General features: G+C 62.6%; 15 protein-coding genes. 9 read left to right on the top strand and 6 right to left on the bottom strand.

Annotated elements, in window-relative coordinates; all coding sequences use genetic code 11:
• Positions 1–115: 115 nt before the first annotated feature.
• Positions 116–1,171, bottom strand: a complete 1,056-nt coding sequence (locus tag EN993_RS24155; RefSeq protein WP_126070067.1) for a TauD/TfdA family dioxygenase — start codon at positions 1,169–1,171, stop codon at positions 116–118.
• Between the two features lie 326 nt (positions 1,172–1,497).
• On the opposite strand from EN993_RS24155, the gene EN993_RS24150 reads away from it, so the two are divergent.
• The 3 genes from EN993_RS24150 to EN993_RS24140 all read left to right on the top strand — a co-directional run bounded on the left by EN993_RS24150 (position 1,498) and on the right by EN993_RS24140 (position 3,290).
• Positions 1,498–1,791, top strand: coding sequence for a GYD domain-containing protein (locus EN993_RS24150; RefSeq protein WP_109660030.1), 294 nt, complete (start codon positions 1,498–1,500; stop codon positions 1,789–1,791).
• Positions 1,792–1,856: 65 nt separating this feature from the next.
• Positions 1,857–2,921 carry a DMT family transporter gene (locus EN993_RS24145; RefSeq protein WP_127265016.1) on the top strand — a complete coding sequence of 355 codons (1,065 nt, stop codon included), beginning with the start codon at positions 1,857–1,859 and terminating at the stop codon, positions 2,919–2,921.
• Positions 2,922–3,290 carry a DCC1-like thiol-disulfide oxidoreductase family protein gene (locus EN993_RS24140; protein WP_127265015.1) on the top strand — a complete coding sequence of 123 codons (369 nt, stop codon included), beginning with the start codon at positions 2,922–2,924 and terminating at the stop codon, positions 3,288–3,290.
• Positions 3,291–3,357: 67 nt separating this feature from the next.
• On the opposite strand, the gene EN993_RS24135 is transcribed toward EN993_RS24140, so the two are convergent.
• A complete protein-coding gene (locus EN993_RS24135) occupies positions 3,358–3,615 on the bottom strand; it encodes a DUF2798 domain-containing protein (protein WP_127265014.1) in 258 nt (85 codons plus the stop codon).
• A gap of 271 nt (positions 3,616–3,886) precedes the next feature.
• Between EN993_RS24135 and EN993_RS24130 the strand changes: the two genes are divergently transcribed.
• Together EN993_RS24130 and EN993_RS24125 are read left to right on the top strand one after the other, a co-directional pair.
• Positions 3,887–4,555 (top strand): PadR family transcriptional regulator, encoded by a 669-nt coding sequence (locus EN993_RS24130; protein WP_109660037.1) that lies wholly within the window; start codon positions 3,887–3,889, stop codon positions 4,553–4,555.
• A 113-nt stretch (positions 4,556–4,668) separates the two neighbouring features.
• A complete protein-coding gene (locus EN993_RS24125; RefSeq protein ID WP_126070064.1) occupies positions 4,669–4,968 on the top strand; it encodes an HlyU family transcriptional regulator in 300 nt (99 codons plus the stop codon).
• A gap of 168 nt (positions 4,969–5,136) precedes the next feature.
• Here EN993_RS24125 and EN993_RS24120 read toward each other — a convergent pair whose 3' ends face one another.
• Positions 5,137–6,024 (bottom strand): hypothetical protein, encoded by an 888-nt coding sequence (locus EN993_RS24120; RefSeq protein WP_127265013.1) that lies wholly within the window; start codon positions 6,022–6,024, stop codon positions 5,137–5,139.
• Positions 6,025–6,140: 116 nt separating this feature from the next.
• On the opposite strand from EN993_RS24120, the gene greA reads away from it, so the two are divergent.
• Together greA and EN993_RS24110 are read left to right on the top strand one after the other, a co-directional pair.
• Entirely contained in the window at positions 6,141–6,623 is a 483-nt protein-coding gene (gene greA, locus EN993_RS24115; RefSeq protein ID WP_127265012.1) for a transcription elongation factor GreA, read from the top strand.
• Between the two features lie 134 nt (positions 6,624–6,757).
• Positions 6,758–7,198, top strand: a complete 441-nt coding sequence (locus EN993_RS24110; protein ID WP_109660043.1) for a hypothetical protein — start codon at positions 6,758–6,760, stop codon at positions 7,196–7,198.
• A 150-nt stretch (positions 7,199–7,348) separates the two neighbouring features.
• On the opposite strand, the gene EN993_RS24105 is transcribed toward EN993_RS24110, so the two are convergent.
• Both EN993_RS24105 and EN993_RS24100 read right to left on the bottom strand, forming a co-directional pair.
• The gene (locus EN993_RS24105) at positions 7,349–8,551 is read right to left on the bottom strand and encodes an MFS transporter (protein ID WP_127265011.1); all 1,203 of its coding nucleotides are present in this window, start codon (positions 8,549–8,551) and stop codon (positions 7,349–7,351) included.
• Positions 8,552–8,738: 187 nt separating this feature from the next.
• Positions 8,739–9,197 carry an Lrp/AsnC family transcriptional regulator gene (locus tag EN993_RS24100; protein ID WP_127265010.1) on the bottom strand — a complete coding sequence of 153 codons (459 nt, stop codon included), beginning with the start codon at positions 9,195–9,197 and terminating at the stop codon, positions 8,739–8,741.
• Positions 9,198–9,370: 173 nt separating this feature from the next.
• Between EN993_RS24100 and EN993_RS24095 the strand changes: the two genes are divergently transcribed.
• Both EN993_RS24095 and EN993_RS24090 read left to right on the top strand, forming a co-directional pair.
• The gene (locus tag EN993_RS24095; RefSeq protein ID WP_127265009.1) at positions 9,371–10,105 is read left to right on the top strand and encodes an AzlC family ABC transporter permease; all 735 of its coding nucleotides are present in this window, start codon (positions 9,371–9,373) and stop codon (positions 10,103–10,105) included.
• On the top strand, positions 10,102–10,401 hold the full coding sequence (locus tag EN993_RS24090; protein ID WP_127265008.1) for an AzlD family protein: 300 nt from the start codon (positions 10,102–10,104) through the stop codon (positions 10,399–10,401). Before EN993_RS24095 ends, EN993_RS24090 begins: the two co-directional genes overlap by 4 nt.
• 56 nt (positions 10,402–10,457) lie before the next feature.
• On the opposite strand, the gene EN993_RS24085 is transcribed toward EN993_RS24090, so the two are convergent.
• Positions 10,458–10,627: NAD(P)H-dependent oxidoreductase (locus EN993_RS24085; protein WP_206532407.1), on the bottom strand; the 170-nt coding region annotated here is incomplete at its 5' end.

Genomic DNA, 10,627 nt, shown 5'->3' with positions numbered 1-10,627 from the left:
AGACGCTTCATCGGGGCATCGGGGTGGTGTTATCCGGGCGCGGCACGACGGACGGGCTTTTTGCGGTGGAAATTCATGTTGTTCACTAACCGCAATTTCCACAAGGGATTGTCGGTCACAACGGCACGTTCAACCGTGTCCCCCTGACGATGATGCCGCCTCGGTCGCCGATCTCTATCGAGCCATAACGCTGCCTGAAGCACTCGGGCAGCGGACGGTCGCCGGGAATCGACAGCCACAGGCGCAGCATATGGCGACGCTTGTCCGGGTCTGGCCAATCGCGAAAACCCATGCGGTCGTGCAGCAGCGAATGATTGTAGACAAACTGCATGTCGCCCGGCCGAAGCCGCATCGACAGGTTCAGTTTCGGGTCATTGGCAAGGCTGTCGAAGAGATCCAGCGCTTCGACATGCGCTGAGCTCAGCCGCATGGCATCGGGAAAGCGTTGCGCGCTGTCGATGTATTGGCGCTGATAGATGCCGGTCAGCAATCCTGCATGCCAGTTGAGGACCGGGATTTCGAAGTAGGGCTTTTCCCCTTCCGGTATCTCGCCGCGCCGGTCGGTGGCGATCGGATCAAACAGCAGGCGCACCAGATCGGGCCGTCTTTTGCGCATCTCGTTGTAGATCGTCACCGTGCTGACCAGCAGGGACTCGCCGCCTTGCATGGCATCCCGCAGGCAGAGCAGGCCGACGACGTCGGCGGAGTCGGTGTGAAACGTCTGGCGCTCCGCCGTCTGGTAGATGCGGGTCGTGGCATCCCTGGCGTCGGCGCCTGTGTCGCGGACATGGCCGAGTATATGGCCCTGGGCATTCTGGGATCGTGCGCTTCCCAGATGCGCGCCGACCCCGCAGAAGACCGTTGCCGCCATTTGCGCGGAGTATTTTTCGACCGGGAGACCACGAAGCACCTCGAACCCGATGCCTGCGATGAGTTTTTCGCGAAGGGCGGCAAGATGGCCGGCAAGCCTGGGCAATGGGAAATCGGCCTTGGTCAAATTGCCGATATCCTGCGAGCGGGCGAGAAAGCCGGTTGCCGCCATTTCCAATTCCGCGACGTCCTGCGGGTCCAATTCGACCAGCCAATTCTGCGGATGCTTCGCCATGTCCTCGCCGGTCCACGCGGCAGGACTTTCGATCTTTCCCGGCGGCAGCTCGATGGTCTCGCGCATGAAGCTCTCCTGCGGCCGGACCCGTCTCGGACACCGCCGGGGATTTCCCAGGCTGACGGCCACGACGGAGATTGCCGCAATCGGGCGGGTTTTTAAACCGGCTTTCCCAGGTCGGCGCCGACTGTTTGCCGTCGTCGCCATGCCGCCGTCTTCGTGGCGCCTGGCGCGAGGCTCGCCTTCACCCAGCAATCGTGCGCCGGAGCGATAGTCCTTGCGGGACGTTCGCCGCGGGAGGATAATTTCGTATCGGATGCATTTCTGGGCGACAACCCGGATGCCCGCCCCGGCGAAGCCGCCGTGCTCCGTGGCCCCGGAGGAGGTGTGCCATGACAAGCTACATCGTGCTGATGAACTGGACGGAGCAGGGCGCCAAAAACGTGCGCGATTCACCGAAGCGGCTCGACGCCGCAAGGAAGCAGCTGGGGGATATGGGTGGATCGTTCAAGGCGTTCTACCTGACCATGGGCGAATACGACATGGTGGCGGTGGTCGAAGCGCCCGACGACGCGGTGCTGGCGCGTTTCTCGCTGATGCTGGCGGCGAGCGGCAATGTCAGGACGCGGACACTGAAGGCCTTTCCCGAATTCGCCTACCGCGAGATCATCACCTCGCTCGGATAGGGCCGTGACGAAACAGCGCGTAAAGCGCATCGCCATTCCTGGGGAGCTTGCGCTAGGATATAGCCATGTCCGAACCGCATTCGCATTCTCATCTGTGGCCTGGCGTGCCGCTGGCGCTTGGCTCGGCCGCCTTGTTCGGGGCGACGCCGCCGCTCAGCAAGCTGCTGCTCGAGGGCGTCAATCCCTTCATGCTGGCCGGGCTGCTCTATCTCGGTGCTGGACTTGGCCTCGCTCTGTACCGCCTGCTCCGGGGCAGGCAGGCCGCGGCCGGGGAAGCGCAGCTGACCGCTGGGGATATTCCCTGGCTGGCGCTGGCAATCGGCATGGGTGGCGTTATCGCGCCGGTGCTGCTGATGTTCGGCCTGACCCTCAACACGGCGTCCAGTTCGGCGCTGCTGCTCAATCTGGAAGGGCTGGCGACGATGGCCATCGCCTGGCTCGTCTATCGCGAGAATGTCGACCGGCGTCTGCTTCTGGGTGCCTTCGCCATTCTGGCGGGCGCCGTTCTTCTGTCGTGGCAAGGCGAGGGTATCGCCTTCAACCGTGGCGCCCTGCTGGTGGCAGGGGCTTGTATGGCCTGGGGGATCGACAACAATTTCACGCGCAGGATCTCGGCCACCGACCCGGTGGTGATCGCCATGCTCAAGGGGCTGGTGGCGGGTGTCGTCAATGTCGGGCTGGCGCTTGCCGGCGGGGCTTCGTTCCCCCCGGCGTCGGTCGTGGCAGTCATCGCGGCCGTAGGCTTCTTCGGCATCGGGGTCAGCCTGGTGATGTTCATCGTGGCGTTGCGTCATCTAGGCACGGCACGGACAGGGGCCTATTACTCGCTCGCCCCCTTTATCGGCGCGTTGCTGGCAATCGCCATACTGGGTGACGCCGTCACGCTCAAGTTGGCGGTTGCCGGGCTGCTGATGGGCGCCGGCCTGTGGCTGCATCTGTCGGAACGCCATGAGCATGAGCACGACCACGAGGAACTGGAACACGAGCACAGCCATGTGCATGACGAGCACCACCAGCACCAGCATGACGGGCCGGTGAGCGAGCCGCATTCGCACTGGCACCGGCATGCGCCGATGCGCCACCGGCATCCGCATTATCCCGACCTGCACCACAGGCATGGCCACGGATAAATGCTGACCGTCTGGTACAACACGCGCTGCCCGGCTTGTGACGCCGGTATCAGCAGGCAGAAGCGGCGGCTGATTGAAGCGGTCAAGGCTAGGCGGATCGAGTTCCGAGACATCAATTTTGAACCGGCAGCGCTTGCTGGACATGGCGCGTCGCTTGAGGATATCCGCCGCCGGCTGCACGCCACCGACGCGGCGGGCAGGCTGCTGGTCGGCGCCGACGTTGCCATCGCCGTGTGGAAGGTCACGCCGGGCGAGGGCTGGCTGGCGACTTTGTTCGGCAATCCGGTTGCCTTGCCGCTGACACGCTTTGTCTATGATCGTTTCGCCGACCTGCTCTATGCCTGGAACCGGCGCAAGGGTCGCTGGTAGCAATTCGTCATTGATGACCAGAAGTGCAAAGGTCCGGAGGACATCTCCGGACCTTTTTCGCGTGGCCTTATCGGCTGGCCGGCTCGCAGAGCGCGCCGACGATACGGCGTACTATCGGCAGAACCAGCAGCAGCGTCGGAAACGCCACCAGCCAGGACAGGCCCCAGGCGGTCAGCCAGATGGACGGCAGGTCGGGGTGGAAGCCAAGGCTTTTCAACGTCGAGATGAACGAGACGATGAAGGTCATCAACAGCGATAGCACCAGCGGGCTGAGAACAGCGGCATAGCGCGCAGGCAGCTTCCTGCGCTGATGTCTTGCAGTCATTTTGGGAGTTTCCCTGAAGTGTCCGGTCCGTCGCATTGGCATCCATTCGCCGGTGACCGGCAAAATTGCCCGGAAAGACCGGGGTTGGATGCGTTGCTTGACGTCAGACGCTTACGGAGCAGCCGAGGCGCTCGCGGGCCTTCTAGCGGCACGTTTCGCTGAAAGCAAGCCTCTGGCGCCATATCGAGATACATCGTAAGATATATCTTGACTCCATCGATTGGCTTGCCTAATTAAGATATATCGTAAGATAGAACTCAAGGAGCAATCAATGCACAAACATTTTGGGAACAATCATTTCGGCGAGCGCATGTTCATGCACATGGCCGGCAAATTCGGCGGGCGCGGCGGCGGCTTCGGCCCGTTCGGGCACGGTGGTCGTGGCGGTGGACGCGGTGGCCCGGGCGACATGTTCCGCGCTGGCCGCATGCTGGCCGACGGCGATCTCAAGCTGATCACGCTGTCGCTGCTGGCCGAGGCGCCGCGCCACGGCTACGACATCATCAAGGCGCTGGAAGAGCGCACCAGCGGCATCTACAGCCCGAGCCCGGGCGTCGTCTATCCGACACTGACCTTCCTGGAAGAGGCCGGCTATGCCGCCTCCGCCGCCGACGGCAACAAGAAGGTGTTCTCGATCACCGAGGCGGGCCAAGCGCATCTCGCCGACAACCGCGAGATGATCGATGGCGTGCTCGAGCATCTCGAGCGCTTCGGCCGCAAGATGGCCAAGGCGCGCGACTGGTTCGGCTGGAACGACGAGCGCGAAGAGGGCGGGCGCCGCGGCGGCCGCTCGGAGGCGCGCGACGAATTCCGCGCTGTCCGCCACCGGCTGCGCGCGGCTCTCGGCGACTTCGTCGATGCCCCGGCTGACAAGCAGGCCGAGGCAATCGCCATCCTCGAAGCCGCCGCCGAGGCGCTGGAAGCGCTGTCGCACAAGTAAGCTCTTCCGGCACGGCAGGGCGCAGCCCTTGCCCGCCAGGCCAAGGACCGATAGTGAAATTCATCCCGCGCCACGCTACATGGTGCGGGATGAATGCTGTTGGAGGAAGCCCGATGTCTTTTCTGAAGCGTCTTTTCGGCGGTGGTGGCGGCGGAGCCGAGGCGGGTGAGCCAAAGAGCATGGCGCCGGCCAAGCAGGTCGAGCACAAGGGTTTCCTGATCAGCGCCACGCCCTACAAGACGGATGGCCAGTACCAGACCTGCGGCATCGTCTCCAAGGAGATCGACGGCGTGGTGAAGGAACACAAATTCATCCGCGCCGACCGCTTCGCCGGGCTCGACGACGCCGTCGACATCTCGATCAAGAAGGGCATGCAACTGGTCGACGAGCAGGGCGAGCGGATTTTCGGGTAAGCAAGACCGGTCGAGGCGAAGATCCTCGGCATCTCGCAATGAGCCCAATCGTTCAACATGAAGATGCTGCCACGCCTGTCGGGAATTGCCAAAACAAGACCTGGTCTCCGCAATACGCCCCGCTATGCCGTCAAAGCCGGCTCACTCTAGAGGCCGCCTTGCCGGACGCTATGGCAGTAAATGCATGAGCTCGTCCGGCATTGGGGTAACCGCCGGCACAGGAGTAGCCGCCGGCGTGGGCGCGGCCGGATCGGTAACATCCGTTCCACCGATGACGTAGCCCGGTTCTTCCGACTCCGAGTAGACTTTCGTTATGATGCCTGATTTGAGCGCTTCAGCGTCCCAGACATTATAAAGGCCCTGCGGCGTTGCCAGCCCCATCATGGCGAACACATCGGCACTGTTGATGCCCATTTCGTCGAAATAATCAGACATCATCTGCTTCAGCGCCGGATCAGGCACCGTCGAAATCTCGTCGAGGTCTCTTCTGCCGTTGTGCATTCGGGGTTTCTTCCGGCCGTTCGTTATCTGATGGACGGCGATCCGGGCATTGGCAGCCGCCGCGCGGACCTGGCCTCCAGCCAGGGCCCATGGGCAGGCCGAGAAACAGTATGCCCCGCCAGAATGAACTTCCCCTTCCGACCAGCCGTTCCTGACCATCTTTTCTGGACAGCGCGGCACCAGCATCGGACAGCCGTTCAACTGCGTCCTGCCTATCGCAGTTTCGAGGCCGGCGGTGCGGATCATGCGTCCCATTTCGAGCGCAGCATCCACGTTCCCGCCGCCAGACTGAAACACGACAGGAAGCTTCTGGCCTTTCAGCTTTCTCAGAAACTTCTCAAATTGTCCGGCTGTGTCAGGTTTGATGATGCCTTCGGCAGAGATCCATTGGACGCAGCTTACCGTGCAATCACCGTTCCGAACCAAAATGAAATTCATCGGCCACACTTCGGGCGTTTTCTGCTGTGCGGCGGCCGATGCGGTAGCAACCAGGGCCGCAAAGAAGCCTGTGACGATCAAGCAAAAGGTTGCGAGCGGACGCAGGCGAGTTGTCACGATGAAAAGTCCCCGCAAACAGCAGAATAATTGCTATCGTCTCAGGCCTGTCCGACACAACCTTTTTTAGAATTCCGTCGGCAAGGGATGGCGTCTATGAAGAAGAGTCTCGACAATTGAGCGTAGCATTTGCCAAGGAGGAAAGCGCCGAGGCGGCATCGGAAACCATCCTGCCGGCTCGCCCTATCTCCGATCGAATCAACCTCGTCACCGAGGTGGGCCTCAAGATGCTGCAGGTTGAATTGGCTCGCGCTCAGCAGGCTCTCGAGGCCGCTAACGTGCTGGAAGATGTCAACGAGAGGCGACGGCAGTCAGCGGTTCCGGTTCGGGATATGCGCTATTATGCCGAGCGCGTCCGTACGGCCCAGCTCATGTCGGTGCCCTCGTCCAATGAAGTGATCGCCTTCGGGCACACGGTTACCTTCAAGCGTGACGATGGCCGCACGCAGACCTTTCGCATCGTCGGTGAGGATGAGGCCAACCCCTCTCAGGCTTCCATATCGCATGGTTCGCCGGTTGCCATCGCGCTGACTGGCAAAACCGTTGGCGACTTTGTCCAGCTGGGGCAACACGAACTTGAGATCCTGTCCATTTCCTAGTTGGACATCAGGTATGGCGTACGACCGGGGCGAGTGCCTGGAACCAATGACGGGCGAGACTGTTCAATTGTAACTTTGGTACCACGCTGACGAGCCCAACCGTTGGGCAAGCGGCCACTTGAGGAGCTCTCATCATGATGATTTCGTCCAGACTTCGTTCACTCGCGGTTGCCGCCATAGCCGCCGGGGCCGTCAGTGTTGCCAGTGCCGCGCATGCCGACAGCGGCACGATTCGCTTCGCCGTCTACAAGGCGGCATTCTTCATCGGTGGCTCCGGCGGCGAAGGCACGCTGACCTTCCATGGTCGCAGCTACCCCATCTCCGTCGGCGCCGTCTCGGGCGGTCTCGCCTTCGGGGTTTCGAAGACCTATTTCCGCGGGACAGTGCGCCATATCAGACGCGCCCGGGATGTAACGGGGGTCTACGGGGCAGCGGGCGGCGGCGGCGCTCTCGGCAAAGGGGCTCAGGTGATCGTCATGACCAATGACAAGGGCGCCCAACTCGAACTCACAGGCAAACAGGTAGGCCTGCAAGTCAACGCCGATCTCAGCGGTATGGCCATCACGGTGAAGTAAAAAGGGTTCGTCAGTCCTTGGATGGGCGGACCGAAAGGCTCCCGCTGCGCCGGCAGCTTCTGCAAGGCGCCGTCGTTCGCATCGTGGAAGACGTAGGTCGGCTTTGGATCAACCGACCTTCGCTCTTTCAATCACAACCCCTGTTTGCCCCTATGCCGGCTGCAACTCCCGTCGCGGCAGTGGCGGGAAGGCGATCGCGATGCCGACCGCGCCAAGGCCTATGATGGCCGAACCGATGAACAGCCAGTGGTAGTTGGCGTAGGCATCAAACACCATGCCGCCGGCCAGCGGTCCCAGCGCCATGCCGAGGCTGGACAGCATGGTGGCGGCGCCGAACACGGTGCCGAGGATACGCTGGCCGAAATATTCGCGCGCCAGCACCGCGTAGAGCGGCATGACGCCGCCATAGGTGGCGCCGAAGATGACGGCCAGCATGTAGAACTGCTCGAGCCGGCTGATCGAGAGATAGGCGGCAATGACGATCGCCTGGATCGCCAGGCCCGCGATCAGCACCGGCTTGACGCCAAGCCTGTCGGCCAGCACGCCGTAGAAAAGCCGACCGCCGAGGCCTGCGAGACCCTCGACGCTGTAGATCGAGACGGCCGCCATGGGGGCGACACCGCACAGCATGGCATAGCTGACCATATGGAAGATCGGCCCGGAATGCGCGGCGCAGCAGGCAAAGAAGGTGAGGCCGAGTACGATGAATTGGGGCGAGCGCAGTGCCTGGCCTACCGTCAGGCCAGCACCTTCGGGGGCCGGCGCCGAGGCCACATCCGCCGTTGCGGGCTTTGGCGGCTGGCGGGCCAGCAGCACGGCCGGCAACAGCAGCACCCAGGCGGTGATGCCGATGTCGAACATGGCGGTGCGCCAGTCATAGGCCGAGATCAGCCAGCGGGCGAAGGGCGAGATCGTCATCGGCGCCACCCCCATGCCGGCCGAGACCAGCGAGACGGCTAGGCTGCGGTTGGTGTCGAACCAGCCTGTGGTCAGCGCGATCATCGGCGCGAAGAAGGCGCTTGCCGCGAGGCCGACCAGCACGCCATAGGTGATCTGGAAGCTCAAGAGCGAACCGGCGCGGCTGGCCAGAACCAGTGCCAGCCCGAGCAGCACAGCACCGATCGTCACGACGATGCGGGCGCCAAAACGGTCCGATATCGCGCCCCAGGCGAATCCGCCAAGGCCCATCACCAGGAAATTCAGCGTCATGGCGCTGGAAATGCCGGTGCGCGACCAGTTGGTGTCGATCGCCATCGGCTCGAGGAAGATCGCCAGCGAAAACATCGTGCCGATGGCGACACAGGACATCAGCGCGCCAGCGGCGACGATGACCCAACGATAGGAAATGCTCATTCAAATCTCCCATGCCAGAGGGCAGCGCTGCGCGCTGCTTGCGTCCGAAGGACGCTGGCGCCGAGGCCGACCCTACAATCCGGTTGCATTTTTTATCCAGTCCGGAATGGCGCCGTTTTCGGTGGCATGGTCTTTTTGGACGCATGTCGTTATCCCAAAACCGCTTCGCACTTTTGGGCGACATGCGTTAGATCGGCAGTTCCGACGTGTATTTGATCGTCTGGCTGGGAACGTCGGTCTTGACGTTCTGCACGCCCTTGATGCGGCTCAGATGCTCCGACTGGAAGCGGCGGTAGTCGTCGATGCCGGCCGCCACCACGCGCACCATGGCGTCGCAATCACCGAGCATCAGGTAACACTCCATCACCTGCGGCAGCTTGGCCACTTCGGTGGCGAAATGTTCGATTGTGTCCTCATCCTGCGTCTTCAGCCAGATGCGGGTGAAGAAGGTCAGGCCCTTGCCGATGCTGGCGGGGTTAAGCACGGCGACGTAGCGGTCGATGACTCCGGCCTCCTCCAGCAGCTTCACGCGCCGCAGGCAAGGCGAGGGCGACAGCCCGACTTCACTGGCCAGATCATTGTTGGCCATGCGCCCGTCGCGCTGCAGTGCCCGCAGGATCCGCTTGTCGATCTCATCCAGCTTCATGGCTTTGGATTCCATCTATTTGGCAATCTGTGACACTCAATGCCAAAATTTGGTGAAATACAACAATCTTCGCAACCAAATTTTGAGCCGGTGCCGGTATGTTTGCCGCCGACATTCACGAGATTCCAAACGCAACCAGAGGCGGCGGCCGCCAGGCTAGCCGATGGATAGCCATGAGCATTTCACAGGCAGTCGAGGCGGCGGGCGATGGCTTGGGATCCGAGTTCCGCCGTGGCGTGACGTCCTGCGCGCCGGTGCTGTTCGGCACCATCCCCTATGCGCTGGTGCTCGGCGCCCAGGCCACACAGAAAGGGCTGAGCACGGTCGAACTGTCCATGATGACAGGGCTGAACTTCGCCGGCGGCTCGGAATTCGCGGCGATCCAGTTGTGGACGTCGCCGCCGCACATCGTGCTCATCGTCGCCATCACTTTCCTGGTCAACAGCCGTCATTTGCTGATGGGAGCGGCACTGGCGCCGTTCCTGCGCGATCTGCCAAGGCGCAAGGTGTTTCCGGCGCTGTTCTTCCTATGCGACGAAAGCTGGGCGCTCGGGCTTGCCGATGCCAGGCAGCGTGCAGCGGCAGGCATCCCGCCGGCCTTCAGTCCGCGTTATTATATGGGCGCGGCACTGGCGATGTATCTCACCTGGGTGGGGTTCACCACGCTGGGTGCCGTGCTCGGCCCGATGCTCGGCCATGTCGAGACCTTCGGTTTCGACATGGCGTTTCCGGCCGTCTTCCTGGTGCTGATGCGCGGCATGTGGACGAGCATGGCCGCGGCGCGGCCGTGGCTGGTCAGCCTCGTCGTCGCGGCGCTGTTTTATCTCTTCGTCCCGGGCGCCTGGTATGTCGCCGCAGGGGCTGTATCGGGGCTCATCGCGGCCTGGCTGATGGCAGGTGATGCATGATCAATGCTGCGACCCTTCTCACCATCGTTCTGATGGCCGGCGTTACCTATCTGACCCGGATCGGCGGCTACGTCGTGTTGCGCAACCGCACGCTCAGCGCCCGCGCCGCGGCGGTGATGGAGGCGGCGCCCGGCTGCGTGCTGATCTCGGTGATCGCGCCGGCCTTCGTGTCGCGGAATCCGGCCGATCTTCTGGCTCTGGCCATCACTTTTGTTGCTGCCACACGGCTTTCCATGCTGCCGACCGTGCTGATCGGGGTCGCTTCGGCGGGCCTTTTAAGACATCTGATCGGCTAGAACGAAAAAAGGCAGGCGCGAACGCCTGCCTTTCGATGCGGATGAACTTTGGCGCCTTATGCGGCTGCTGCAACATCGCGGCTGGCTGCCACCACGGCATCGACCTTGGCGGTCGCCTTGGCGAGCGCTGCGGTCACCGCGTCAGGGCCCATGCCGACGCCTTCGATGCGGATGACGTCGACATCGGTCATGCCGAGGAAGCCGAGCACGCCGCGCAGGTAGGGAA

This window comes from Mesorhizobium sp. M7D.F.Ca.US.004.01.2.1 (genome assembly GCF_003997785.1).
GTDB lineage: Bacteria > Pseudomonadota > Alphaproteobacteria > Rhizobiales > Rhizobiaceae > Mesorhizobium > Mesorhizobium loti.
The sequence above is the reverse complement of the archived record's forward strand: the minus strand, read 5'-3'. Positions and strand labels throughout refer to the sequence as shown.

Excerpts from the sequence above, each read along its gene's own strand:
- EN993_RS24155 (WP_126070067.1), bottom strand. The coding sequence starts at position 1,171 with ATGCGCGAGACCATCGAGCTGCCGCCGGGAAAGATCGAAAGTCCTGCC.
- EN993_RS24150 (WP_109660030.1), top strand. The coding sequence starts at position 1,498 with ATGACAAGCTACATCGTGCTGATGAACTGGACGGAGCAGGGCGCCAAA.
- EN993_RS24145 (WP_127265016.1), top strand. The coding sequence starts at position 1,857 with ATGTCCGAACCGCATTCGCATTCTCATCTGTGGCCTGGCGTGCCGCTG.
- EN993_RS24140 (WP_127265015.1), top strand. The coding sequence starts at position 2,922 with ATGCTGACCGTCTGGTACAACACGCGCTGCCCGGCTTGTGACGCCGGT.
- EN993_RS24135 (WP_127265014.1), bottom strand. The coding sequence starts at position 3,615 with ATGACTGCAAGACATCAGCGCAGGAAGCTGCCTGCGCGCTATGCCGCT.
- EN993_RS24130 (WP_109660037.1), top strand. The coding sequence starts at position 3,887 with ATGCACAAACATTTTGGGAACAATCATTTCGGCGAGCGCATGTTCATG.
- EN993_RS24125 (WP_126070064.1), top strand. The coding sequence starts at position 4,669 with ATGTCTTTTCTGAAGCGTCTTTTCGGCGGTGGTGGCGGCGGAGCCGAG.
- EN993_RS24110 (WP_109660043.1), top strand. The coding sequence starts at position 6,758 with ATGATGATTTCGTCCAGACTTCGTTCACTCGCGGTTGCCGCCATAGCC.
- EN993_RS24105 (WP_127265011.1), bottom strand. The coding sequence starts at position 8,551 with ATGAGCATTTCCTATCGTTGGGTCATCGTCGCCGCTGGCGCGCTGATG.
- EN993_RS24100 (WP_127265010.1), bottom strand. The coding sequence starts at position 9,197 with ATGAAGCTGGATGAGATCGACAAGCGGATCCTGCGGGCACTGCAGCGC.
- EN993_RS24095 (WP_127265009.1), top strand. The coding sequence starts at position 9,371 with ATGAGCATTTCACAGGCAGTCGAGGCGGCGGGCGATGGCTTGGGATCC.
- EN993_RS24090 (WP_127265008.1), top strand. The coding sequence starts at position 10,102 with ATGATCAATGCTGCGACCCTTCTCACCATCGTTCTGATGGCCGGCGTT.